Below are 24,244 nucleotides of genomic sequence, written 5' to 3' on the forward strand. Positions count from 1 at the left end.
TAGTCGGTTATTAAAACGACGGGCGGTTAGCCTCTGATTTGGATAGACCTGGGATAGAGTGTCAGCAAGAGCAGATCGGCACGTTATGCCAGCTATCTTCCAGACCCCGCGCCAGCCCCCAAATTGACCTGGAAGTCAAAAAAATGTAAATTAACTTCCATTTGTCGCTTAACTTCCGGGATGGAGTTTTCATGGCCGAATTCTCTAATACCTTTCCCGCGGCACGCGGTGTTCAGTCTGGAAGACCCTGCTATGTAGCGATGTGTCCGCTTCGCTTGATACCGAAAATTTTTATTTTTGATGGGCAGGAGGTTCCTCCTGAGCTCAGGGCGCAACGGATTTTGAATCGCACTCGCATACCTGACATCGTGAGCTATCTGCTGGACAACCCTTCTGACTATACGCTTTCCGGCATCACTGCCTCTATAGACGGACAAGTGTCTTTTGAGCCCAGCACAGATACGGGCCCTGGGCAAAATCTCGGATTACTGTCCATTCCGATGGATGCCAAGATTTTGATCAACGATGGCCAGCATCGCCGTGAAGCGATTGTGCAGGCCATCGAGCAAAACCCCGAGCTTGGCTATGACAACATCCCTGTGCTTTTTTTCATCGATGATGGACTTAAAAGAAGTCAGCAAATGTTTGCTGATCTCAATAAACATGCCGTCCGTCCAAGTGATTCAATAAGCACTTTATATGATCATCGGGATTCTTTATCAGAACTCGCCAGATATGTCGTTAAAGAAGTAAAGGTTTTTTCCAGACTTACTGAAATGGAAAAATCAAGCATCTCCAATCGAAGCAGCAAATTCTTTACCCTTTCAGCCATAAAAAATGCGTCGAAGGCTTTATTGATGAAGGGGAAGCATGATCCCGTCACGGAAGAAGATCAAAGACTGGCAGTAGAGTTTTGGAATGCAGTTGCCGAGAACATGTCAGATTGGCAACTGGCCTTGGAAAAAAAGGTAGCAACTTGTGATCTGCGCGAGCAATACATTCATGCTCACGGTGTCATGTTGCAAGCCATGGGGCAAATAGGAGCACATCTTCTTTGCAAACCAAAACAGCAGTGGTGTGAAACTTTGAAGGGCCTGCAAAAAATCGATTGGGCTCGTGCGAACAGTGATTGGGAAGGGCGTGCAATGCATCATGGCCGCATTAGTAAAGCACGCAGCAGTGTGGTGCTCAGTGGCAACTACATCAAACAGCAGTTGGGTATGCCATTGACTCCTACCGAGCAGGAATATGAGGAGTCTTTTAAATGACGGTCAAAGAAGAGAACTTTATTTTCCCCGATCATTTATCCATGATCCAGGATTATACAATTGCCGGCCGCCCGCTTGTGGATCTGGTTCGCGAAATTCAGACCATCTATTGCTCGGATGACCGCCCCTGGATTATTGGTTTTAGTGGTGGCAAGGATTCAACCTGCATTCTGTCCCTTATCTATATGGCACTACTCCAGCTTCCAGATGATAAGCGTAAAAAGCATGTGTATGTTGTTTCTTCCGACACGCTGGTGGAAACCCCTGTCGTTGTCGATATGATTCAACGTGTCATCGATACGATTAATGAGTCAGCGCCGCAGGAAAACCTGCCGATCAGTGCTCATAGCGTTGTACCAAAAACTGATCAGACTTTCTGGGTCAATTTATTGGGTCGTGGTTACCCCGCACCCAACCAGAGTTTTCGATGGTGCACCGAGCGCATGAAAATTCATCCTGTCAGTGAATTTATTCTTGATAAAGTCGCAAGGTTTGGCGAGGCCGTGGTTGTTCTGGGCTCTCGTAGTCAGGAAAGTGCGTCTCGAGCTCAGGTTATTTCCAAGCATAAGATTGATGGCTCGGCGCTTAGCCGCCATACCTCCTTGCCTAATGCCTATACCTACATGCCGATCGAGAACTGGTCAGCAGATGAAGTATGGATGTATTTGATGAGTGCTCCCTGCCCCTGGGGCGGCTCCAACAGAGAGCTTCTGGAACTTTACAAGGGATCAAACCAGGGCGAGTGCCCAATCGTCATCGACAAGAGCACACCTTCCTGCGGTAATAGCCGCTTCGGCTGCTGGACATGCACCGTAGTGACTGATGACAAGGCACTCCATGGACTGATCGAATCAGGCGCCAGCTGGATGACGCCGCTGCTGGCCTTCAGGAACAAGCTCTACCAGTCTCGTCAGCCTGAAAATTCCGAAGAGTATCGCAACTTTCGTCGGCGAACCGGGCGTGTTACGTATAACTCGGGCGATATAAGCGATGACAGCGTCCAGGAAGTACGCCACATACCGGGGCCTTATTGGCTATCCAAACGTCAGGAGTTTCTGCATGAGCTACTGACCATCGAGAAAGGGATCAACGATGATGGTGAAGCCATCGAGCTGATCACGCGGCCAGAACTGCACATGATCAGAAGAGAATGGCTGAGAGACCCCAATGAACCCGACTGGGAAGATTCTCTCCCGGGCATCTATCGAGCAGTCTACGGTGAAGACCTGGATTGGGTAGAAGACGATGCTGGCGCGTTTACACGGGCCGACTCGGAAACGCTGGAACATCTTTCTGAAAAGTACGGCGTACCTGCTGCACTTATCCGCAAGATGCTCGAAGCTGAACTTCAGGTCTCTGGGCTTGGCAATCGACGAGGAATCCTGAACAGCCTTGAAAGCATTCTCCAAAGAGACTGGGAAGACCTTGAGGTCATCAATGAACGCAATCACTCCCTTCGTAAACGTGGCAAGACCTACGCTGAAGAAGTGAAAGAAGAATTTTCAGAGTTCCTGCATTAATGCTTATTAAAGAGCTTACGCTGACCGATTTTCGGGTTTACGAAGGCGTGAATCATTTCAATCTTTGCCCGGAAAAACATGACGGCAAATTGCGCCCCATCATTCTCTTTGGCGGTCTCAACGGCGCAGGAAAAACCAGCATCCTTCTAGGGATCAGGCTTGCCCTGTACGGAAAGCTGTGTCTAGGCTCTGCCGTTTCACAAAGGCGTTACGATGAATTTTTACTGGAGGCATTGCACCACTCTCGCGCAACGGGGCGCTCAGCCAACACGGCAGCCGTTGAGCTGACGTTTACCTATGCAAAGCTAGGCACCGAGAACCAGTACCATGTGAAGCGTGAATGGGAGCGGCGCAGTAACGGCGTCAAGGAATCCCTGACCATCCATGAAAACGAGGCGCCGATAAAGGGACTAAACCAGGAACAGGCTCAAAATTTTTTGAATGAGCTGATTCCTGCCGGCGTGTCAGACCTTTTCTTCTTCGACGGAGAGAAAATCGCCCAGCTGGCCGATGATACGGGCGGTGCCGCACTGGAGCAGTCGATCAAGAAACTGCTGGGTCTGGATGTCGTCGAGCGGCTTGCCGGTGACCTGACCGTTTTAAACCGGAATCTGACCAAACGCTCTTCAGCCCAGGAAATCCAATCGAAAATCGATTCGGAGCAATCCAGCCTTGAGCGTTGTAGAGCACAGATTGAGTCTGTACGTCAGAAGATAAACACGCTTTATGTGCAGCGTGCAGAAACACAGGAGCACGCCAACAGGCTTCAAAAGGACATCGACGACCGTGGCGGCCATTTTTCTGCGCCTCGAAAACAGCTTGAATCCAGACTTGTAGAGCTGCAGGGAGAACGGGACAGAATCGTTTCCAGAATCAATATCCTGATGTCTGACGCTGCACCTCTCGCATTGGCAGAAGCCTTTTGCGCCAGAACCGAGAGCCAGATTGAGAACGACCTTAACCTTCAAACCCTTCATCGTGAACGCAGGCTTTACGACGAGTATCGGACTCAACTGGCAGGTTCGCTTGATTCAAGGTTATCCGCTGACGCGTTAGCCGTTGTTCTGGAAGAACTGGATAACCTTGGCCAGGCGACATCGGGCCTTGAAAACCAACACCCCGTTCATGATGTTACATCCTCTCAAGCCAGCCAACTTTTCTCTGTGTTTCGTGAAGCTCGAAAGCAGAAGGACGATGTGGTGGCGTTATTTGAAGCTCTGGAAAAGGTTGAAACAGATCTCGACGAGATAGGGGCGTCACTTGCTCGAGCACCGGATGATTTACTAATCGCGAGCGATTTCGAAAATCTGCAACAGCTGCAACAAACGCTTGGCCGTCTGAATGCTGAGATTGACACGCTTCGTAACCAAGGCAGGGAAACTGCCAATGAGGCGGTTGAGAGCGCTCGACGGCTCGACCGTCTTTATGAAGAAGCTGCGAAATCGGGCGACCAAAAGCGAGTGTTTGACTACATCAATAATGCCAGCGGTCTCCTCACGGATTACGTAGGACAAACCGCCACCGCGAAAATTCGTGATCTTGAGACACAATTTACCGATTGCTTTGCAAAGCTCTCCCGGAAAAACGATCTGGATCTGCAAATCCGTATCGACACCAGTACGTTCCATGTGAGTCTTCTCACAGACAATGGCAAAACCATTGCCAAGGATGAACTCTCAGCCGGCGAAAAGCAGATTTTTGCCATTTCAATGCTTGAAGCCCTGGCCAAAACCTCCGGACGTCAGCTCCCCATGATTGTGGATACACCATTGGGCAGGCTGGATTCAGAGCATCGCGCCAGACTTGTGGAAGGGTACTTCCCGGTGGCAAGCCATCAAATGATCATTCTCTCGACCGACACGGAAGTCGATGAGTCGTTCTATTCAGTGCTGTCTCCGGATATTTCCAGAGCCTACAAGCTTGAATACGACTCGGCGGCAGGCGCGACCAGAGCTTATGAAGGCTATTTCTGGCAAGAGCAGGAGGCCCACTAATGTTTCCTTCTCGAATTCAGTTGAGCAAGAAAACATGGGACCGTCTGCAGTACATGCAGACGAAAACGCGCCTGACCCCTAACGTGCTGGCACGCACGGCGATCGCGCTGGCACTGCGCGATACACATACGGCGACCATCAATGAAAACAAGCCTGAGCAAACGCATGTGATTAACCGCGACGTGTTGTTTGGCGATCAGGCAAATGTGTATGAAGCTTTGATTCGGCAGTTCTGTGCCGAGCAAAACATTGATGCTGATGTTCAGGATATTGTTCGGTCATTGATTGATGTGGGTTTGCATAAAATGGGGCATACCAAGAATTCGCTAGACTTAAAAGAGCTGTACTCTAAAAAATAATTCAAGTTACACAATTGAGAGGGCTTCATATATTCTATGTGAAAATTATGAAGCTCTCAAAAGCTACTAAACTCTAGCATAACGCCTAACAACAGTAACCATAAACAAACTTGTATAGAGCAAGCCTAAAACTGCTAAAAACCCGGAAGCGATTTTTCCGAAAGGGTTTAGTGGAGTGATATCTCCATAACCAAGAGTGGTAAATGTAACAACTGTGTAATAAAAACAATTTAGCAACCTAGCCAGATAGCCTTGCCCAAGATTTTCACTGGAAAGGAAGAAACAAAAAACCGCCGTATATATGACCCATACAAATAAAATATTCCATGCTACTTTACTAGGGCTTTCACCGTAATTGGATGTTATTTTATAAAGAAACAACACTAGCTTTGATGGTCTGTTCGAAGATTTATACTCTAGATCCTTTTCTTGTAGGAAAACTTTTGATGCAGCATCATGATCACCAATCATTTGATACTGAGTTCGAGCGTTTTTCAAGATTTGATGCTTACGCTTTGGATCATGATCAACTAGAGACTCAGCCGACCTTTCAAAATATTGAGCAGCTTCTCGAAACTTAGATATTCTTTGATAGTGATAGGCGGCTTCGTATAAGCTATCGCACACTTTGTCTTTGAGTTCTGCCTCATTTGCGGCTTCAGATGCATTAATCCACAACTGGATTCGCTCATAATCCGGAATATCATTATTTAATTCCCCGCACTTCGCCAGCCTGAATGCGCACTTGTACTTTGACTCGGCTAACCTAGTTGCTGCAAGCCGTGCGTAAAGGCTCTTCAAAGAATCGAAATGATCGGGAGAAAGATTAAAAGCCTCAAGATCCAGAAGTTCAATGTCGTCTGGGTTCAAGATATTCTCTTCTAACATCTCAAGGTCAAGACTAAAATCGCTTCCAGAGGACTCTGTAGCTGAGTCCGATTTAATCCACTTTCCATTGGCAAGAACTTTTATTCCTGCTTGAGTTCTTAACCAACCTTGGAAATCATCGAACTGGTCCGTTACGAATTGATCGATATCTTCAAACTCTAGGTCTTGAAAATAATCCTCTCGATTCTCTAAAACAAAGTCTTGCAAGAAGTCTAAGCCTATAATCTTCTCTTCTTTTTCTAAATCATTAAGCAAGCTTTCTATTGCAGCTTCATACCATTCATTCATTGCTGTCTGCTCTCTCTTTCTAGCAGGCCCTCTAACTTAGCCCTTAAATCTTCAAACAAGTCCAGCTCAATTCTTGAAGGGTTAGTAGCCTTCTCGACATGAGTGATAAAAGATTTTATTTTCTTGATTCGCTTTTCGGCATCGTAATCATAATCGACTTCATCTAGAAGAACCCCGGACTCCAGCTGGCTCCTAACTTCATTTATTGAAATGTTCTTGGCAAAATTTCTTAATTCAGAGGGGTTTTTTATTTCAAGATCTCCATGATGTTTTTGTGTTATCGCATCATAAATTCTATGTAAGTTTTTTTGATTTTCGAAAACTCCTTTTTCTGAATTCCAGCCGAGCCATTCAATCTTAAAATATTTGTTGCCCCCTACCATTTCAGAAAACAGCGAAAATAACTTGGAATCCGCACTTGCCATGTATTTGGGATCGCGTTTCATCTGCATAAATGCTTGGAAGCCTTGGTGACGACGCTGTACCTCTGCCGGCCTCATACCTAATAACGTACCTATTTCTTTATAGTCTTGGCCCGACTCCACCATATCGGTGATTAACTTGGCACTTTGATAGCCACCCCACTGGCGAGGTCCGGAAACATGCCGAATCCCCATCAGTCTGTAAGAATGATCTTTAATTTCTTCTGGGGATCCTTCAACCAATATAACATTTATGTTTTTATATTTTTCTTTTAACTGTTCAGGGAAGTTTTCGAAGAACTCCTCCTCCCGGTGATCGTAGTACTCTGAAATCAGAGACTTGAATGCAGCGACCCTTCTATTTCCTTCAATTACTAAAAACTCCTTCTTTTTACTGCCCTCCGACCTGTCGTCTAATTCTTTTACAACAATTTTATCCACTTCCAGAAATCCATTTCTAAGTATGGAAGTTTCGAGATCAGAGATATTTTCTTTAATAAGCCTCTGTTGGGTTTCGGCTTGCATACGAACGATTTGCTCAGCTGTCAATTCGTTATGCTCTGAGCCATCGTTAAGCCGATAGTTATTTGGGTCCAGCATCAACTGGCCCAAACTAACGGTTATCTCTTTAGTTCTAATAGTCATCAACAATGCCTGTAACTTAGTTTAACTCAAGAAATTCCCAGAAAGCTAAATCTTTAATCTTAGATACTTTCTTTTTACCATCGATATATAAGCTATAATGCTTTTCAAGCTTACGAATCTCACCCATATGAAACTCCTCACTCTGCTTGCTAGGAGTGTTAAAAATGGCTTTAATCTCTTGTGATTTTATATTGGCAACCTGATGAATCACCCATGACAAAATTAGAGTGGAATAATCGTTGTCACCGGTCTTGAAATGCGTCAGTTCCTGTGTTGAAAGGATGGTGCCTACCCCAAACTCTCGACCTTCTTTAAGAATTTTCTTCAGGCTATCGAAATCCTGTGACATGAAGTTATCGGCTTCATCGACCAGAATCATCTTGGAAATCTGACGAAGACTACCCTCCAGCCTTGAGCTGCCCTGCTGGTGCATCTGGGTGTAAAACAGATCCAGCGTTAACGCGACCACCAGATTCTGAATACTTGGATCGTAACCGGATAGGTTGATAACGGTGACGCCATCGACAAGGTCATAAAGTGACTGCGTCTTGCGGGTATCCGGCTCAAAGATTTCGAACCCGATCAGATCATCCAGAGCCGCATAGAGAGAATCCTGCTCGACCTTCTCCTGCGACTGAAACACTTCCCATATGTCGGCAAGCGTTGGGGCTGGTTTGACCCAGGTCGAAGAATCCTGAGGATATATTCCGGCCGCTTCATAGGCGTCCATCACCAGCGTACGCACCTTGTTCTGCTGACGTGGGCCAAGCCCAAATGCTTTGGCGATGGTAGTGCGGAACAGGTTGGCCGTATGCATCGGCTGCATAGGACGGTTGCCAAATACCGCGAATGGGTTGAAGGGCAAATGAAATAGGTCAAATACCTTGGCATTGGTGGCTGCTACAAAGTCATCCTTAACGTAATCGGCCTTGTAGTCGAAGATCAGAATGCCGATATCAGTACCGCCAACATTGTTGTGCTGGTTATGGACCAGTTGAGTGATCAACGACTTGGTAAACTGGGTTTTACCAGTCCCCATAGTGCCAATGATGCCGGTATTGGTATTGAACAGCTTCTCGGTATTGGTGGGCTCCCAGATAACAGGCTGTTGGGTCTGAACGTCGGTGCCAAACTGCACGGTCAAAGGCTGAGTTAATTCAGACTTCGTCTCCAGGGCCGTTTCAGTTGTTTCGCTCTCGACCGTAGAGTTATCGTTCTCATCATATGCCGCAGGTTCATCGCCGAAAAGAATTGTTTGAATGCCGCCGAGGCCCTCTTGTTCAGGCATGTCCTCATTACCCTGATGTTGAGTGCCAAGCATGTACTTCTTGGGGATCCGTAAGGACCTGCCTTCCAGAATATTTCTCTTCAATACCTGATACGAAGTATGGATCAGGGTATCCATCATGCTGATGGGGATCTCTACTTTCAGCACGCCGTCGCTTTCCTCGTAGCTTTCAGAGAAACACGCATCGCTATTAATCAACGCGACAACCATGCCATCAGGATAATCGGTCAATTGCCCTATGCTATAGGTGCCGTCCAGCCATGTTTCTCGCTCGTCAAGAAAACTATCGAAATGGGTGTTATCGAACACCTCGTAAAGCTGATATTTTTCGACCTGTAGCAAAATCTGTCGAATAAAAAGGCCTCTAAACAGTCGGCCTGCCAGATTGTCCTGACCAAGAATGGTTTCCATGTAGTGTTTGAGTTCAAGTGCTTGCGTGCAGGCTTTTCTGAAATCCGGACGGCTACCGGCCTTGGCTTCAACAGGTAGCAGATAAAGCTTCCCGTTTTTGAAACCGGCGAACAGGATGTCATCTGAAATCGGCCCATGTCTGGAGCTAGAGTTACGACGGGAAAAGTCGGACTCACTCATGGCCAAACCGATGTTGCCTGCAACCCGAATCATCTCGGCAACTGACAATGGCACCCAGCAGATATCAGACTGGGATAACATGATAGCCACCGTCTTATAGGAAGCTATTACACCCTGTTTGCCCAGTTCCTCTCGATGCGGGTCGCTCACCATCTGCAACAGCCACTCGCCATTGAAGGCGTTGAACTCGCGAATCAGGCTTTCACCGGCGTTGCCCAATACGCTCTTGTAGAGGTTGGACTGCTTGGTCACAGTGATAGCGTCGTACCCGGAAGAGCTGGTGTACTGATCCGAGTAGTGAATCAGGATGATGTCGCTACTACCCTGAAAAAAGTCCAGCGTTACTTTTGGGTCGATAATGGTGACCCATATTGAGCTGTCATAGGACCGCTCAAGCTGCTCCCTGACTGAGGTGCTGACGGATAAACGAATAGCAGAATTGTTGTCATAGGCGTCTCCACTAACGATGGATGGCCGCCAGAGTCGGCTGAACCCTTTAGCAACCATAAGGTGAGGTTTGTCCGAGCAATCAACACCTTTCATCCCCAAGCCAGTGAAATAAAACTCGTTTTCCTTGAGTGAGGATTCTCCCGCCAGGAGGCCGCCACACGACATGCCGGAAATATGCTCATCAACATCATTATTGCGCGGGTCAACCAACTGGTTGTTTCTGAAAAAGCTCAGGTGAGCGTATTTCTGGCTATCAACCTGACCGTTTCGAAATTTGCTGAAGCTTAGATGGGTGCGTAATACGTCCACGATCGTGTCGGCATTGCGTTTGGCTGCCCCTTTGTCCAGACCATATCGATTCTTGATCTCATCGTAGGTCGCCATCTCGGCAAAAAAATCGAACTCGGTATCGACTTCGTCATCGTCATACAGGTTGACATGAATGCGGCGGCCATCATCGAGACGATCGTTATAGTAGGCGAGAATACCTCTGAAAAGTTCTCGATTCTCTGCATTATTGATAGAGTTAATGAGTATGGGCGCAGCGGGTACTTCTTCGAACAGCTTTTTGAAGGTCTCGACAAACTCTTCAATCTTGTGCCGAACCAGTTTGATGACATACTCAAAACTGGAGTCTTCCTTTGGAACTATTTCCAACCAGAAAGGATTTTCATTCACACTTTGAGTGTAGCTATAACCTTGGCGGCTATCATATAAGTGAGGTACCAGACCACGAGGGTTGAGCCGCTTCATCGTTACGTCTGGAAGAGATTTATAGCTGTACTGTTCTCCATCCTCTTGAATGGCATCAATCAAATTCAAATAGTAGGACAGTACAACCGGATGGAACGGGGTCAGATATTGTTTTTGCCGACCTTCCCGGCTATCAGTTATTGAGGCGATACCAAGCTTGGTAACAACTCTTTCTGAAGAGGTCAGTGTTTTACCGGTTTCAAGAGCCCCCAGGTAATTGAGGTAGGCATCGATGTAAGCTTTGGCTAACCCTGTGACTTTAGGCCCCCAGCTTTCGAGAGAAGGCAAAGTACGACGATTGCAGGCTTTGAAATAGCGGAGAAACGCTACATATTTTTCATAAAGCTCTACAAAACCTGAGTCTTTCAGGATGTCTGCCTTGCTTGAGACTTTGCTATTTTCATCCCAGAGTATCAACTCATCTTCGATGAAATCGTATTCGATACTCAGCAATTGCTCTCGCAGAAAAACCTGTTTTATTTCCTGGTTATCCAGCACCACTGTGCTTTTGCCGGGCTTATAGGTGGCATAATAATCATCACACAGCAAGTGCTTCGTGCGGCTGGTGTCAGCAAGTAGCGGAAGCACGAGATTTTGTTTGGCTGGTTCACCCTCGACCATGACTTCAAGCTCGGCATCGCCACTTTTAAGCTGAAAGCGAACCTCATCTGACTCGTCATATAATTGTTGGAAGTCAATTTTTTTATACAGGGAAATATCTACACATTCCTGATTATCAACCAGAGTTTTCACATCCTCGGCATTAGGATTAACTACAACGGACTGCTGGCTCGACTGCAACACCAATGCTTGCTTGGAACGGTTGATCAGAAACTTATTAACCATATCTTCAAGGTAAAACACACCCTGAGGAACGATAGCGCAATGAAAGCTATACTGTTCGGAATTTGATTCGCGTGAAAGCTTTACTGTAAAGAAAGCAGGCTGATCAGAAATCGTTCCCCTGATATTCAATTTCGTTTTATTATTGTGAGCCTTGTGATCCAAGAAAACTGTCTTTGACATTTTCGAAGGGTTGATACTGAATTGTCGCGCCTCCGTTCTTGATCCGGAAAACTTGATTGAAATATCAAAATTTTCAGAGGATTGATCGGCTTCAAGCAGGATATGAATATCGCGCAGACCTGCACCTTTATCTCGTTTGCTGCGACGTTGCAAAAAACCTGTTGTTGTTGAGATCTCGTCAAGTTCCAAAACCTGTTCTTTTTGTTTTTCTATTTCATTTGTATATTCATCAAAAGTTTTTTCTTTCCATGCCTCACTGCCATTACCAAAATTTTCTTTGATAAACCTGCTTCCAAACTGGGTTAAACGGTCTTCCAGCTCTTCAGAGTGATGCTCTATCTCAAATTCGATTTCAGAACGCAGTTTTCGGTTTTCTTCAAGGCGTCGCTCGATCTGTTTAAGATTGAAATTCTCACCTTGAGCGGCCCAGTCATCAGTGAGTCGAGGGTCATTGAACAGTCCCAATTCATCGAATCTCAGCTCACCATCCGTCATGGATTCGTAAAGGCTTCGATATCCAAAAATGCTGGCATTATCTGATTCAACAACTTCAGCCTGAAAATCGAGCAAACACCTGGAAGTTTTCTGATTGCTCATACTGTCGTCGATCAAGCTATCAAGCTGCTGCTTGATGCCTTCAACTGACCAGACAGCACCATGTTTAGCCAGATCAAAGGTACTATTGGTAATAGTATCAAGCAGACTGTTATGAATCATTAACAGAGAGCTTTCCCAGTTAACAACATCATCTCTCAGTTTTGCCAAATAATTTTCAGTATAGCAATCATCTTCGACGCCATACTCTTCAGTGTGGCCTGCGATCAGGACCTTAATATTGTCTACCAACAGGTAATTTATTTTAGTTTTGCCATCCATAATTGAACCATCAGCAGCTTCGTGAAGTGCCGAAAGTAATTCAATGGTGTTGTCCGGATCAGTTGAACGAAACTGGAAACGCTCGCCTGCTTTGACCCTTCCTGTAAGCCAATTCTTCAGGTTTTCAACCAGGAAAGACTCAAATCGTTTTTCGGACATAGACTGCGTCTCCACTATCACTCATCCTTTCGAGGTTCCCTACTCGCTCGTAAAACTCAATTAATGCTTGTTGAGATTGCAAATCAAACCAGACACCACGGGCTTGGAACTCTTCAATCAGCCGCTGAAACTGTAAGCGAGATTCGGACCCTACTGCCAGATTGGTCAATAGCAACAGATAATCCTGATTGATAGTCAGAACGTTACCACCACGCCTGCGATTCTGAATGAAGTGTCGTGCCACTTCATTTTCAAAAGCACTAACAACCTTTTTCTTGACGGTTAACTGGCCGCTGCCGGGTTTACTGAAAATTTCCTTGGAAGTCATCAGGATGGCATTCAATATCTCATCCGAAGCTGCGATTGGATCAACCCAAGGGGAAAGTTTGCGAGAATCGCGATAGTTCTCGAGAAAAATCGACAATCGATTAACCAGATCTTCTCTATCGGATGAAGAGCATTCCTGCAGGTAGGCTCGGATCGCCCAAAGAGGGTAACGCGTGGCACTCTTGCAATCAGGCTGATTCAAATACTCCAGTGCAGAAAGCATTGGAAACAGATCCGCGACTTTTTCTCTTAGCTCCTGCACAGCACTGCGAACCTGCTTACGCTCAGTACTGGCTTTCTCTGTATCCAGAATAAAAAACAAGGGCTTGCTTTCAGGCTCGGATTTCCACGAATTGATATTTAAAGCCAATTGAGAACTGTATAAAAAGTTATACAGTGCTATGAATGCCTTGAGCCCGTGCATCATATAGCCAGAATATTGACATAGTAACTTAAAATCTTTAGCAAAATTATCTGCAAGAAAAGGCAAATAACTAGCTATTTTATTTTCGGGTTCGAAACTATCGATTATTTTTTTAAATTCATCCAGAATTTCATGCTCAAGAAAATTGACGTTGTTGCCGCCAGCCTGAATACTGGTTCTTGATTCAGCCAGTAGACCACTCAACACTTCGCCAACGTGCTTGGTATTACCTGAGTTGGACGAACCACTTTTGAATAGCATAAAATCAGGTGATACTTCAAACAGCCCACTTGCATCGTTGGCGAAATACATCGCTTCGAGCAGATCCAGAAATTCCGGCTCATCGATTCTTTGCGCAAGGCGAGCACGACAAGCTTCAATAAAAGTACCTAGATTTTGGCCTTTCTTTAACGATTGCCGCAAACCTATTGATAGCAATTCTCCACCAACAGAATAGGTATCCGGGTCTGTATTCCGGTCCCCTCGTTGCTGCCGAAACGTTAGATAATGGTTGACGAAATTCTTTTCTTTTATTTTTTGATCGTTGATAACAGACAAATTTTCATGAACGCTCATTTACCCTGCCTCCACGACAAACTCTTCGTCTTCCAATTTTAATGTCCATTCTTTTCCCTGATTATGGAAGTGAATTGATTTTGTTGTATTGGCAATGCTAACCAGTTTTTCGATTACCTCTTCTAAAATAACCACAGCGTTTTTATCATGGCGGTTGGGCCGATAGCCCCCGAGAATTCGCTGAGCTAGCTCCAAAAAGGAGATAGTGACTGGAAAAGGTTCAAGCTGAATTTGGTCAACCTTGATGACGGCATGGAAGCAATGAATTTGATGCTTTTTCTGATTGGCATCAGCAATACGGGTCAGATCAGCGCGCACATCAACCTTGGCGGAAACAATAATGTCATTTATTTTTTCTAAAAAAATTCCATTGTCAATTATTTTGCTTTCCAGCCTGTTGGCAAACTTCATCAAGCTTTCTATTAGTTGCTTTTTATAAAACTCTCTTAGTTGTTTTTTGCTACCGCTAGAGTGATGTAGTTGCCATGCATAGATATATTCATCGAACAACGGCAAGGCAAAGTCTTTAGAAAAATATTCATGGTAGTTATTGCCGAGTTCGACTTCCTGAAGACAGTAAAAAGCTCTTATCCAACTGGAAGGCGAAAGTTCTTGATAACCATATTTTTTATAATAAGCTTCCTTGAACTCTTCAAAATCTTGATCTGCTATGCATAACGCATACTGCACAACAAACTGATCCACCTTTTGCGAACGCAGCAAGCAGGGATCAAGACCAACCAAAGAGTTTGCAAGGCCATAGCCCGGTGCAGCGAAAAGATTATCAAACAATACTGAGTCACCAGCAATCAGATGGTGAATAAAATCCAGTAGTGCACGCGCGGAAAAAAACTGATCAAATTTCAAGCGGGCGTGCAGGAGAGCACGCACAATGACTTTTTGTATGGCAGGCTCTTGAAGCAATCGATAATTGTGGAACTTTAAATCAACTTCCTTTGAAGGGTCCATTTTATAAGCACGGTAAAGCGGATTCTCTGTATCGTTTGAAGTTACCCTGCGAAGCAACTCCGACACAAATTTGGAACCGACCGCTCCCTCTTCCAAGCTGAACTTCGGGTAGTCTTCAAAGTTGACAAACTGATAGTTACTAGACGAATTTTCGCCTTCAATGAAGCAAGCGATCGCATTTTTGATGCCAGCATGCCTTTCTGCGCCGCTACTCTGGTAATTGAACAGCATTCCAACGTTGATACCCACGATCATGGGTTCGGGCGATCGCTGATGTTCATCAAATAGCTGATCCAGTGCCTGTACGGCTGTTTGGTCCGGCTTGAAACTGTGCGTCGCATCCAGATGAAATCTGAAACTTTCTGAATATTTTCGATGATAGCGCTTTAAAAGTTCTGATTTTCCGTCGCCGGATGACCCACACAGAAAAAGCACGCTGCCTGCTTCCAGCCCCCCATCCAAAAGATCTTTAAAATCCTTTTCGATATCGGTTTCGATATAAAGGTAGTCTTTTAGCTCTCGTTCTTTTTCATTCCCTTGATGTAGGGTAGTTACTGCCTGAGCCGATGACCTAGCAAGAGTGTCTAATAATAATTTAAAGTCCACGCATTCCTACCCTTTTATGATTGCATGCATGAATATGTTATTCGGATAACATTTAGAATCTAAAGCTGCTGCGAGCGTCTAGAGTAACTAGCAGCCGATACATGGATATGCCTTGCTTTCTGATGTTCGTTACATGCTCAAGCAACATTTTGAGACATAATCTGACACATGCATTAGGAAAACAACAATAAGGATAAGCGGCCATAAAAAAACGCCACTCGGTATAAACCGTAGTGGCGTTTTTTGACTAATCTGTGGCGCGCTTGTTGGGATTCGAACCCAAGACCCCCGCCTTCGGAGGGCGGTACTCTATCCAGCTGAGCTACAAGCGCGCAGGTGCCTTCGCGGGGAAGACAGCGCGCTATCCTAACGCCCGCGCCTGCGGCTGTCCACTCTCGCACCGGCCGCCCTCGGCCACGTTTTATCCCTCCGGCAAACGCCGGAACGGCGACGCTTGAAGGAGGGCTTAAAGGCAGTGGTCTTTCCTCTGGCCGCTCCGCTTGAAGATGGGTAACGTCTATCCTGAGGCGTCAGACACCTTTTTTCTGATTATCAGGGGAATCCACGATGGGCATGAGCGAGCAACCGGGCGGTGAGCCCACCATCGAGATGGTCGTTCAGGCGCACCAAGCGCTGAAGGCGCAAAAACCGCTGGTGCAGTGCCTGACCAACAATGTGACGGTCAATCTGGTCGCCAATGCGCTGCTGGCCGCGGGCGCCACGCCGGCGATGGTTGATAATCCTGAAGAGGCCGGGCGCTTTGCCGCTCAGGCCGATGCGGTGCTGATCAATCTGGGCACGCCGCAGGGTGATCAGGTCAAGGCAATGCACAAGGCCGCCAGCGGCGCGCATCAGGCGGGTACGCCCTGGGTGCTCGACCCCATTGGCGCGGGCAGCATGAAGTGGCGCCACGGTCTGGCGCTCGAGCTTCTGGAACACCGGCCTACGGTGGTGCGCGGCAATGCCTCGGAAATCATGGGGCTGGCCGGCCACGATGGCGCCGGCCGCGGCGTGGACAGCGCCATGAGTCCGCAAAGCGCCATCAACGCCGCGCGCGAGCTGATGGGCCTGGCCTGCACGGTCTCGGCCTCGGGGCCGATGGATGTTCTGATCGGCCCACTGCTCAACCGCCATCGCAATGGCCAGGCAGTGGTCGAAGTCGGCGGTGGCAGCGAATGGCAGCCACGCGTCTCCGGCACCGGCTGCGCGCTGGGCGCGATCGTTGCGGCCTACTGCGCCGTGGTGCGTGACCCGCTGTGCGCCGCGGTGGCCGCACATGTTCACGTGGCCGTGGCCGCCGAGCTTGCCGAGCAGCACGCTCAGGGGCCGGGCAGTTTTGCCATGGCCTGGCTGGATGCGCTCGATCAGGTCGATGACGCGCTGCTGCGCCAGCGCGGGCTGGTCGCCGTGCGCTGGCTGGATGCCTGAGCCGGTGTCAGCGCAAGTATCGCCCTTGCGGATCGGCATTATCGGCGCCGGCATTGCGGGGCTGGCCGCCGCCATCCGTCTGCGTCTTGAAGGCGCCCATGTCGAGGTGTTCGAGGCCGGTGACACGGCCGGCGGCAAACTCGGCGAGCTGGTGCTGGGGGAGTATCGCTTCGGTATTGGCCCGTCGCTTTTGACCATGCCGCACTATATCGACGAGCTGTTCGAACTGGCCGGTGAGGTGCCCTCGGAGCACTTTCGCTATCGGCGACTGGAGACCGTGTGCCGCTATGCCTGGGAGGACGGCACCCGACTCGATGCCCACGCCGACCCGCAGGCGTTTGCCGAGGAAGTCGAACGGGTGCTGGGCGTGCCGGCGCAGCGCGTGCTCGCAACGCTTTCTCACGGTCGGGAGAAGTACGACCTGACCGGGCGGACCTTTCTGGAAAAGTCGCTGCACACTCCGAAAACCTGGCTCACCCCGGAAGTCGGCCATGCCCTGACCCGTCTGCACCGGCTCGATCTCACCCGCACCCTGCACGAGGTGCACGAGCGTGATCTGAAAGAGCCCCATCTGGTGCAGCTCTTTGACCGCTTTGCGACCTATAACGGCTCCAACCCGTATCGCGCCCCGGGACTGCTCTCGATGATCGCCCATTTTGAACATGGCGCCGAGGCGGGTGCCTTCGTGCCCGAAGGCGGCATGCCGGCGATCGCGCGCGCGCTTCATGGTCTGGCCGAGCGGCTGGGCGTGATCTTTCACTTCAAAGCGCCGGTGGCCGAGATCCTCACTCGCAAGGAAGGCCGCCGGCCGCGTGCGGTGGGCCTGCGCCTGACGGATGATCAAACCGTGATGTTTGATCGCGTGGTCAGCAACATGGATGTGTTTTTTACTCATCAGCGGCTGCTGCCCGGGGCTCCGGCGCCCAAACGGGTGCTGGCGCGGGAGAAATCCACCTCGGCGCTGATCTTTTACTGGGGTGTGGATGACTCTTTTCCGGAACTGGATGTGCATAACATCTTTTTCAGCGAGGATTACCCGGAAGAGTTCAAGGCGCTGGAGGCCGGCACGCTCTGTGATGACCCGACCGTCTATGTCAGCATCTCCTCACGCTATGACAAACGCGCCGCCCCGGCAGGCGGCGAGAACTGGTTCGTGATGATCAACGCGCCGTTTGCCACGCCGGAGCAGGACTGGCCAACACTGATCGAGCGCATCCGCGAGCGGGTGATCCGGAAACTCGAGCGGATGCTTGACCGTCCGCTGCGAAAGGCGATCGTCGAGGAGTGCGTGTTCGACCCGACCACGATCGAGGCGCGCACCCTGTCACACCTGGGCGCGCTCTATGGCACCAGCTCCAACGATCGCATGGCGGCGTTCATGCGCCACCCGAACGACAGCCGCCATGTCGACGGGCTCTATTTCTGCGGCGGCAGCGTGCATCCCGGCGGCGGCCTGCCGCTGTGCCTGCTGTCGGCCAAAATCATGACCGAGGTCATGGCCCGGCAAGCGCCCCTGTCACGGCGCGCCCCTGACCCGAAGGACACTACCTGATGACCCCGTCTGCCTCCGCCCTCGGACGCCGCCTGCGACCGACCCCGGTAATCGTCCTGCTGACCCTGATCTATCTGGCAGGCGTCATCGGCATCGCACTGCCGGTGCATGATCACTTCATTCGCCTGACCCCGCTGACGCTGCTGGCCTCGCTGGGGCTGGCCATGGCCTTTCACCCGGGGCCGCGCAAACCGCTCTGGGGCTACGTGGGGCTGTGCTACGTAGTGGGGTTTGTGGCCGAGGCGATCGGCACCTCCACCGGGCTGCTGTTCGGCGACTACACCTATGGCCATGTGCTGGGGCCGACGCTCTGGCATACGCCGCTGATCATCGGGGTGAACTGGGCACTGCTGCTGTACTGTCTCAACGTGGTGGTCCAGCGCGTGCTGCCCGGGCTCTCGCGCCCGCTGAAAGGCGGGGTCGGGGCGGCCCTGATGGTCGCACTCGATATCCTGATCGAGCCGGTGGCCATTCATCACGAAATGTGGACCTGGGGTGAAACCATTGTGCCCCTGAGCAACTACATCGGCTGGTTTCTCGTGTCGCTGCCGGTCTCGATTCTGTTTCACTATCTGTTCGAGCGCGTGCGTAACCCGGTCGCCATCGCCGTGGCGCTACTGATGGCCGGCTTTTTTGCCGCGCTGACCCTGCTGGGCGTTTAAGCCTGATCTGACGCCCGAGCTTTCTTTCGCACAGGCCCGGTGGTCTCGCGAATCGACAGCTCGGGCGCCATCATCTCCCTTCGCGGTGCCCCCTTCTCCCCACGAATGCGGCTCAGCAGCAGCTCGCTGGCCCGCGCGCCCATGAGATCGGTCCTGACCCGAACGCTGGTCAGGGGCGGTGTGGTATAGGCCGCGGCGCTCATGTCATCAAAGCCGGTAATGGAGACATCCACGCCCGGACGCAGCCCCAGCCCATGACAGGCGGACAGCGCCCCGAAAGCGATGACATCCGAAAAGCAGACCACCGCGGTCGGGGGGTTGGGCTGCGCCATGAGCGTCTCAAACCCCTGATGACCAAAGGCCAGAGTCGTGGGGCCGTGGTGCATGTGCGCCTCATCCGGCGGATGACCGGCCTGCCCAAGCGCAGCCCTGAAGGCACGTTCCCGCGCCTGCGCCGTTGAGGTGCTGCTGCCGCCGCCCAGCCAGCCGATGCGCTGATGCCCCAGCGAACGCAGATGCTCGATCACCAGCGCCATGCCGCGGGCATCATCATTGATCACCCGATCCACTTCGGCGCCCGGCACATCCCGCGACAGCAGCACCAGCGGCAGATGACGCAGATGCGCGGCCTCTGCGCCGTGGAGGTCTTCCTGGGTCGTGCCGGCCGCGGGAATCAGAATCAGTCCCGAGGCTCCATGCTCGGCCATGCGACGCATGAAATCGGCCTGAACGCTCAGCGACTCCTGCGCATGGCAAAACAGCATCATGCGTTCCTCGGCGCGAAAACGCTGCTCCATGGCGGCGATGAACTCGGTGAAAAACGGATTGCCCAGATCGTTGAGACACAGCGCCACCGTGCCGCTGTCGCCGCGGCGCAGTCCTGCCGCATGGCGGTTGTAGATGTAGCCCACTTCCGCTGCCGCCGCTCGAACGCGCTGGCGCATTGCCGTCGAGATGCGCTCGTCATCACGCAGCGCCAGAGACACCGTCGAGACCGTGACCCCAACGCGCTCGGCAATGTGTTTGAGGGTAGGGCGTCGTGTCATGCCCGGTCTCCTTTGACCATCGAAAGGTTCATGGGCAAGCGAAGGACACCTGTCCGACCCGACCCGGTACGTCGCAGTTTGCCTGCCTCTTCGACCTTGTCATGAAAGACCATGGTCGCATTGGTTCAATCGATTGAATTGCGTTTAATCCTATCAGATTTCGACACGACGGCTTGATTGGCCGCCTTTTTCTTCCTGTTCAACCACAGGAGCATCACCATGGCTCACGTACTCTCCAGAACCGTTCTGATGACTGCCGCCACCCTGGGGGCGCTGGTAACGGCCAGCGTGGCGCAGGCCGAAGACACTGCCTGCGACTGGACCCCCGATCGCGCCGTGACGGTCATCGTGCCCTGGGGCACCGGCGGCGGCACCGATGCCAATGCCCGCCGGCTGGCCAGCCTGCTGGAGCAGGAAATGGGCGTGCCCTTCAATGTGGTCAACCGCACCGGCGGTAATGGGGTGGTCGGCCATACGGCGCTGGCCCGGGCGCGGCCGGATGGTTACACCATTGGTGCGGCCACCATTGAGCTTGCCACCATGCACCACCTGGGACTGACGCCCCTGACCTGGCAGGACGCCACGCCGATCGCGCTGGTGGATCAAAACCCCGCCAGCGTCGTGGTGAAGGCAGACGCCCGGTGGGACTCGCTGGAGGCACTGCTGAAAGAGGCAAAAGAACACCCCGGCGAGCTGACCGCGTCCGGCACCGCTCAGGGCGGTATCTGGCATCTGGCGCTGGCCGGCATGCTTCAGGCCGAGGGCCTGCCGCCCGACGCCATTCGCTGGGTCCCAAGCCAGGGGGCGGCGCCGGCGCTGCAGGAGCTGATGGCCGGCGGCGTCAATGTCGCCACTCCGTCGCTGTCGGAAGCACAACACCTGGTCGAACAGGGTGAGTTGAAGGCGCTGGCCTATATGAGTGACACCCCCAACTCGAACCTGCCCGACGTGCCGCTGACCGCAGACCTGCTCGACAGCGGCTGGACGCAGAGTGCCTTCATGACCATCAGCGGCCCCGGCAAACTGCCCGAGGAGATGACCTGCGCCTACGCCAACGCCATCGAGAAGATCACCCAGAGCGATGAGTGGGCCCAGTTCAAGGCCAGCCGCGGCAGTGAGGTGGTGTTTGAGGGTCCCGAGCAGACCGCCGAGCTGTTCAGTGAGACCGATCAGCAGCTGGGTGAGGTCATCAATGCCATCGGTCTGGCCCGATAGGCAGGAAGACAGGGATGAATGAGCGCGGCAGGCAAGGAGAGAGAGATGGCACGCACTGACCTATGGTCCGGCCTTTTGCTGACGCTGTTCGGGGCGCTGATCTTCTGGCGCGCCTCGACCTTTCCGAGCATGGCGGGTCTTGTCTATGGTCCCGGGCTTTTCCCCTCGATTGCCGCTGTCGGGCTCATGGTCTGTGGTGCCCTGCTGCTGGTCTCGGCGCTGGTGATTCAAGGGCGCACCATGGCAGCCGGCGCAGCCGACCGGGCCGAGGCCGATCACAGGCCATCGATGGATCGTCGCCGGGCCGGCGCCCGACTGGCGGCGCTGGTGCTGATCGTGGCCGGATTCGGGCTGGCGCTGGAGCCGCTGGGCTTTCATGTCACATCGATACTTGCCATCACGGCCACGGCCCGGCTCTTTGGCCTGAACCTGCTGCGGGCGCTGTGCCTGTCCGTGCCGCTGACGTTCGGGGTGCATCTGCTGTTTTATTCGGTGATGCATGTCCCGCTGCCCTGGGGCGTCATGACCCCACTGGCCTGGTGATCCCTCATGGATATCGACACGCTGCTTCGTCTTTTCTCGCCCCAGTCGCTGACCGTGCTGGCGCTGTGCACACTGTATGGCACCCTGGTCGGGGCCATGCCGGGGCTGACCGCCACCATGGCCGTGGCGCTGCTGGTGCCCTTTACCTACTTCATGGACCCTTTGGTGGCCATCAGCGCCATCGTGGCCACCACCACCACGGCCATCTTTGCCGGCGATATTCCCGGCGCACTGCTGCGTATCCCGGGGACACCGGCCTCGGCGGCCTACGTCGAGGATGCCTTCCAGCTGTCGAGCGCCGGCAAATCCCGTTCGACCCTGCTGGTCTCACTGCTGGCCGCCTCCATCGGCGGGATCGTGGGCGTCGTGCTGCTGGCCCTGATCGCCCCGCAGCTGGCCCGGGTGGCCATCGGATTTTCAAGCTATGAGGTGTTCTGGCTGGCAACACTGGGCCTGAGCTGCGCCGTCATGACCAGCAACGCCTCGGTCATCAAGAGCTTTGCCAGCCTGTTCATCGGTCTGTTCATCGCCTGCATCGGCATTGATGTGGCCGTGGGCCATCCACGCTTTACCTTCGGCTGGTATGAACTCTTTGATGGCGTGAGCTTCATTCCCGCCATCATCGGTCTTTTTGCCCTCAGTGAAATCATGCGTGCTGCCAGTACCGGCAGGCATCAGCCGCCGCCCATCGAGGTACGCGAGACCCTGCCGCAGGCGTTCCGCGAGGCCATTACCACCCTGACGCGCTATCGACGCAATGTGGCACGTTCAAGCGTTGCCGGCACCCTGATCGGTGCATTGCCGGGCGCCGGTGCCGATATCGCGGCCTGGATCTGTTATGCCTTTTCAAAGCGTTTTTCGCGCCATCCCGAACGCTACGGCAAGGGACACATTGAAGGCATCGTGGATGGCGGCTCGGCCAACAATGCCGCGATCGGGGGTGCCTGGACACCGGCGCTGGTGTTTGGCATCCCGGGCGACAGCGTCACCGCCATTGCCATCGGTATTTTGCTGCTCAATGGCATGTCACCGGGCCCGCGCATTTTTACCGACAATCCGGAGATCGTGCACACCCTGTACGGCGCCTTTGCCATGGCCAACGTGCTGATGATTCCGGTCGGCATCATTGTGATCGCGCTGTCGAGCAAAATCGTTCGCATTCCTCGTCGCGTCCTGATGCCAATCGTGCTGCTGTTTTCGCTGGTCGGGGCCTACGCCATTACCAACTCCGTCGTCGCGGTCTGGATCGTGCTGGCGCTGGGTATTCTGGGCTATGCCATGGAAGCCACCGGATTTCCACTGGCGCCGGCCATTCTTGGCATCGTGCTGGGCGGTATTGTCGAAGAAAACTTCATGACGTCGATGATCAAGTCGCAGGGCAACCTGCTCGCCTTTTTCGAGCGCCCGTGGGCCGCCGGACTGGGCGTCCTGACCTTGCTGGTCTGGATGGTTCTGCTCTGTCAAGCACTTTATGAGGGCTACAGGCGTCAGCGTGCCCTCTCTTTCAATACACCCAAGCGAGAGCCCCGATGACTGCCTTTAACCCGACCCGTCAGGCCCTGGAACAGGGCCGCACCGTTAGTGCACTATGGCTTGAAAGTGCCAGTCCCGAAATTGCCGAGCTGGCCGTCCATGCCGGCTGGAAAACCATTCTGGTCGACAACGAGCACGGAATATCAAGCCTTGAACACACGGCACACCTGCTGCGGGCCGTCGAGGCCGCCGATGGTGATGTGGTGCTGCGGATACCTGCCGATGACCCTGCCTATCTGAAACGGATACTGGACATGGGCGTGCGCTCGATCATGGTGCCCATGGTCAACTCTGCCGCACAGGCCCGTGCCATCGTGGATGCCTGTCGCTATCCGCCACAGGGCAATCGTGGCTATGCCGCCCCCATTGTGAGGGCTTCGCGCTTTGGTGCCGTCGGCGACTATGCCCGCATTGCCAATGACAACCTGCTGCTGATCGTACAGATCGAACACGTTGCTGCCCGTGACGAAATCGAGGCCATCGCGGCCGTCGAGGGCATCGACATGCTGTTTATCGGGCCCAATGATCTGGCAGGCTCCATGGGGCGGCTGGAGCAGCTGGAAGACGCCGAAGTACGCCAGACCATCGAGGCACTAGAGACACGTATTACGGCAAGCGGTTGCTGGATGGGCACCATTACAGCGCCGACCCGTGGCATCGAGACGCTGTCAGAGGCCGGATACCGCTTCGTGGCCGGACCCAATGATATCGCCATCATGGCCAATGCCCTGCGCAACGAAGCCGCTCGCTGGCGTGAACTCTCCACGGATTTTGATTTAACCTGATCACGGCCCGGGGCCCCGTAGGGTCCCGGTCATCCACCGCAGCCAGGTGCT

Annotated in this window: 17 protein-coding genes and 1 tRNA gene; 11 read left to right on the top strand and 7 right to left on the bottom strand. The window is 52.0% G+C overall.

Annotated elements, in window-relative coordinates; genetic code table 11:
- The first annotated feature begins 191 nt into the window (after positions 1 to 191).
- Genes dndB through B9H00_RS08685 form a run of 4 tightly spaced genes read left to right on the top strand, consistent with a single transcriptional unit; the run spans position 192 to position 5,141 of the window.
- A complete protein-coding gene (gene dndB, locus B9H00_RS08670) occupies positions 192 to 1,268 on the top strand; it encodes a DNA sulfur modification protein DndB (protein WP_086900327.1) in 1,077 nt (358 codons plus the stop codon).
- Entirely contained in the window at positions 1,265 to 2,788 is a 1,524-nt protein-coding gene (dndC, locus tag B9H00_RS08675; protein ID WP_086900328.1) for a DNA phosphorothioation system sulfurtransferase DndC, read from the top strand. The genes dndB and dndC overlap by 4 nt, the downstream gene beginning before the upstream one ends.
- A complete protein-coding gene (gene dndD / locus B9H00_RS08680; protein WP_086900329.1) occupies positions 2,788 to 4,782 on the top strand; it encodes a DNA sulfur modification protein DndD in 1,995 nt (664 codons plus the stop codon). The genes dndC and dndD overlap by 1 nt, the downstream gene beginning before the upstream one ends.
- Entirely contained in the window at positions 4,782 to 5,141 is a 360-nt protein-coding gene (locus B9H00_RS08685; protein WP_086900330.1) for a DndE family protein, read from the top strand. The genes dndD and B9H00_RS08685 overlap by 1 nt, the downstream gene beginning before the upstream one ends.
- Before the next feature lie 66 nt (positions 5,142 to 5,207).
- Here B9H00_RS08685 and B9H00_RS08690 read toward each other — a convergent pair whose 3' ends face one another.
- From B9H00_RS08690 to B9H00_RS08715, 6 genes are all read right to left on the bottom strand, one after another.
- On the bottom strand, positions 5,208 to 6,317 hold the full coding sequence (locus tag B9H00_RS08690; RefSeq protein ID WP_211329596.1) for a potassium channel family protein: 1,110 nt from the start codon (positions 6,315 to 6,317) through the stop codon (positions 5,208 to 5,210).
- Entirely contained in the window at positions 6,314 to 7,384 is a 1,071-nt protein-coding gene (locus B9H00_RS08695; protein ID WP_211329595.1) for a hypothetical protein, read from the bottom strand. Before B9H00_RS08695 ends, B9H00_RS08690 begins: the two co-directional genes overlap by 4 nt.
- 16 nt (positions 7,385 to 7,400) lie before the next feature.
- The gene (dptH, locus tag B9H00_RS08700; RefSeq protein ID WP_086900331.1) at positions 7,401 to 12,527 is read right to left on the bottom strand and encodes a DNA phosphorothioation-dependent restriction protein DptH; all 5,127 of its coding nucleotides are present in this window, start codon (positions 12,525 to 12,527) and stop codon (positions 7,401 to 7,403) included.
- Positions 12,508 to 13,854 (bottom strand): DNA phosphorothioation-dependent restriction protein DptG, encoded by a 1,347-nt coding sequence (dptG, locus tag B9H00_RS08705; protein WP_086900332.1) that lies wholly within the window; start codon positions 13,852 to 13,854, stop codon positions 12,508 to 12,510. The genes dptH and dptG overlap by 20 nt, the downstream gene beginning before the upstream one ends.
- The gene (gene dptF / locus B9H00_RS08710; protein ID WP_086900333.1) at positions 13,855 to 15,429 is read right to left on the bottom strand and encodes a DNA phosphorothioation-dependent restriction protein DptF; all 1,575 of its coding nucleotides are present in this window, start codon (positions 15,427 to 15,429) and stop codon (positions 13,855 to 13,857) included.
- Between the two features lie 255 nt (positions 15,430 to 15,684).
- Positions 15,685 to 15,761: transfer RNA gene (locus B9H00_RS08715), tRNA-Arg, on the bottom strand.
- A gap of 241 nt (positions 15,762 to 16,002) precedes the next feature.
- Here B9H00_RS08715 and thiM point away from each other — a divergent pair.
- Genes thiM through B9H00_RS08730 form a run of 3 tightly spaced genes read left to right on the top strand, consistent with a single transcriptional unit; the run spans position 16,003 to position 19,071 of the window.
- Complete coding sequence (thiM, locus tag B9H00_RS08720) at positions 16,003 to 16,857, top strand: hydroxyethylthiazole kinase (RefSeq protein ID WP_174678718.1); 855 nt, start codon at positions 16,003 to 16,005, stop codon at positions 16,855 to 16,857.
- Positions 16,858 to 16,861: 4 nt separating this feature from the next.
- A complete protein-coding gene (gene crtD, locus B9H00_RS08725; RefSeq protein WP_236944237.1) occupies positions 16,862 to 18,409 on the top strand; it encodes a 1-hydroxycarotenoid 3,4-desaturase CrtD in 1,548 nt (515 codons plus the stop codon).
- On the top strand, positions 18,409 to 19,071 hold the full coding sequence (locus tag B9H00_RS08730; RefSeq protein WP_086900334.1) for a carotenoid biosynthesis protein: 663 nt from the start codon (positions 18,409 to 18,411) through the stop codon (positions 19,069 to 19,071). Before crtD ends, B9H00_RS08730 begins: the two co-directional genes overlap by 1 nt.
- On the opposite strand, the gene B9H00_RS08735 is transcribed toward B9H00_RS08730, so the two are convergent.
- On the bottom strand, positions 19,068 to 20,117 hold the full coding sequence (locus B9H00_RS08735) for a LacI family DNA-binding transcriptional regulator (protein WP_086900335.1): 1,050 nt from the start codon (positions 20,115 to 20,117) through the stop codon (positions 19,068 to 19,070). The genes B9H00_RS08730 and B9H00_RS08735 overlap by 4 nt on opposite strands.
- A 219-nt stretch (positions 20,118 to 20,336) precedes the next feature.
- On the opposite strand from B9H00_RS08735, the gene B9H00_RS08740 reads away from it, so the two are divergent.
- Genes B9H00_RS08740 through B9H00_RS08755 form a run of 4 tightly spaced genes read left to right on the top strand, consistent with a single transcriptional unit; the run spans position 20,337 to position 24,193 of the window.
- Positions 20,337 to 21,332 (top strand): tripartite tricarboxylate transporter substrate binding protein, encoded by a 996-nt coding sequence (locus tag B9H00_RS08740; RefSeq protein ID WP_086621291.1) that lies wholly within the window; start codon positions 20,337 to 20,339, stop codon positions 21,330 to 21,332.
- Positions 21,333 to 21,377: 45 nt separating this feature from the next.
- Complete coding sequence (locus B9H00_RS08745; protein ID WP_086900336.1) at positions 21,378 to 21,875, top strand: tripartite tricarboxylate transporter TctB family protein; 498 nt, start codon at positions 21,378 to 21,380, stop codon at positions 21,873 to 21,875.
- A 6-nt stretch (positions 21,876 to 21,881) separates the two neighbouring features.
- Positions 21,882 to 23,408, top strand: a complete 1,527-nt coding sequence (locus B9H00_RS08750) for a tripartite tricarboxylate transporter permease (RefSeq protein ID WP_086900337.1) — start codon at positions 21,882 to 21,884, stop codon at positions 23,406 to 23,408.
- The gene (locus B9H00_RS08755; protein ID WP_086900338.1) at positions 23,405 to 24,193 is read left to right on the top strand and encodes an HpcH/HpaI aldolase family protein; all 789 of its coding nucleotides are present in this window, start codon (positions 23,405 to 23,407) and stop codon (positions 24,191 to 24,193) included. The genes B9H00_RS08750 and B9H00_RS08755 overlap by 4 nt, the downstream gene beginning before the upstream one ends.
- Positions 24,194 to 24,244: the final 51 nt, after the last annotated feature.

Source organism: Kushneria marisflavi (genome assembly GCF_002157205.1).
GTDB classification, from domain to species: Bacteria; Pseudomonadota; Gammaproteobacteria; order Pseudomonadales; family Halomonadaceae; genus Kushneria; species Kushneria marisflavi.

What these genes read in the sequence shown, in the direction of transcription:
- dndB (WP_086900327.1), top strand. Translation starts at nt 192, where the DNA reads ATGGCCGAATTCTCTAATACCTTTCCCGCGGCACGCGGTGTTCAGTCT.
- dndC (WP_086900328.1), top strand. Translation starts at nt 1,265, where the DNA reads ATGACGGTCAAAGAAGAGAACTTTATTTTCCCCGATCATTTATCCATG.
- dndD (WP_086900329.1), top strand. Translation starts at nt 2,788, where the DNA reads ATGCTTATTAAAGAGCTTACGCTGACCGATTTTCGGGTTTACGAAGGC.
- B9H00_RS08685 (WP_086900330.1), top strand. Translation starts at nt 4,782, where the DNA reads ATGTTTCCTTCTCGAATTCAGTTGAGCAAGAAAACATGGGACCGTCTG.
- B9H00_RS08690 (WP_211329596.1), bottom strand. Translation starts at nt 6,317, where the DNA reads ATGAATGAATGGTATGAAGCTGCAATAGAAAGCTTGCTTAATGATTTA.
- B9H00_RS08695 (WP_211329595.1), bottom strand. Translation starts at nt 7,384, where the DNA reads ATGACTATTAGAACTAAAGAGATAACCGTTAGTTTGGGCCAGTTGATG.
- dptH (WP_086900331.1), bottom strand. Translation starts at nt 12,527, where the DNA reads ATGTCCGAAAAACGATTTGAGTCTTTCCTGGTTGAAAACCTGAAGAAT.
- dptG (WP_086900332.1), bottom strand. Translation starts at nt 13,854, where the DNA reads ATGAGCGTTCATGAAAATTTGTCTGTTATCAACGATCAAAAAATAAAA.
- thiM (WP_174678718.1), top strand. Translation starts at nt 16,003, where the DNA reads ATGAGCGAGCAACCGGGCGGTGAGCCCACCATCGAGATGGTCGTTCAG.
- B9H00_RS08730 (WP_086900334.1), top strand. Translation starts at nt 18,409, where the DNA reads ATGACCCCGTCTGCCTCCGCCCTCGGACGCCGCCTGCGACCGACCCCG.
- B9H00_RS08735 (WP_086900335.1), bottom strand. Translation starts at nt 20,117, where the DNA reads ATGACACGACGCCCTACCCTCAAACACATTGCCGAGCGCGTTGGGGTC.
- B9H00_RS08740 (WP_086621291.1), top strand. Translation starts at nt 20,337, where the DNA reads ATGGCTCACGTACTCTCCAGAACCGTTCTGATGACTGCCGCCACCCTG.
- B9H00_RS08745 (WP_086900336.1), top strand. Translation starts at nt 21,378, where the DNA reads ATGGCACGCACTGACCTATGGTCCGGCCTTTTGCTGACGCTGTTCGGG.
- B9H00_RS08750 (WP_086900337.1), top strand. Translation starts at nt 21,882, where the DNA reads ATGGATATCGACACGCTGCTTCGTCTTTTCTCGCCCCAGTCGCTGACC.
- B9H00_RS08755 (WP_086900338.1), top strand. Translation starts at nt 23,405, where the DNA reads ATGACTGCCTTTAACCCGACCCGTCAGGCCCTGGAACAGGGCCGCACC.